This window comes from Rhizobacter sp. P2_H2, assembly GCF_056403375.1.
Genome location: NZ_JBFUFP010001767.1, coordinates 1 through 618 on the forward strand (window position 1 = coordinate 1; position 618 = coordinate 618).

Genomic DNA, 618 nt, shown 5'->3' on the forward strand with positions numbered 1-618 from the left:
GGCCGGGCACGCGCCGGCCGGGCGCCAAGTCAGCGGGCGCGACCTGTTGACCGCCGTGGTGCTGGGCTACGACCTCGGCCGGCGCGTGCTGGAAGCCTGCGGCGGCTATGCGCCCCACAACGGCGCGGGCTGGCATTCGACCGCCACCTGCGGCACCTTCGGCGCCGCCGCGGCGGCCGCGCGCGTGCTCGGGCTGGATGCCGTGCAGACCGGCGCGGCGCTCGGCCATGCCGCGAGCTTCAGCGGCGGCCTGTGGGCCTTCATCCACGATGCCTCGCAGACCAAGCGCCTGCACGCCGGCCGCGCGGCCGAAGGCGGGCTGAGCGCCGCATTGCTGGCCGGGCAGGGCATCGGCGGCCCGACACAGGTGTTCGACGACGTCTGGGGCGGCTTCTTCAACGCCTTCGCACCGCAATCGCGCGAGCCCGCGGCCCTGCTGGCCGGCTGCGGCGAGGCCTGGAAGCTGATGCGCTGCTCGATCAAGCCGCATGCGTCGTGCCGCAGCACCCATTCGACGATCGATGCGGTGCTGCACCTGATGGCGGCCCACCCGGGCCTCGCGCAGCAGGTGCGCCGCATCGACGTGCGGCTGAGCGGCTTCGTGATGGGCATGTGCGG

Annotated in this window: 1 protein-coding gene; it reads left to right on the forward strand. The window is 74.4% G+C overall.

The features are described 5' to 3' along the window. A partial coding sequence (locus tag AC1D15_RS36095; RefSeq protein ID WP_477829870.1) for an MmgE/PrpD family protein occupies positions 1-618 on the forward strand: 618 nt, incomplete at both ends.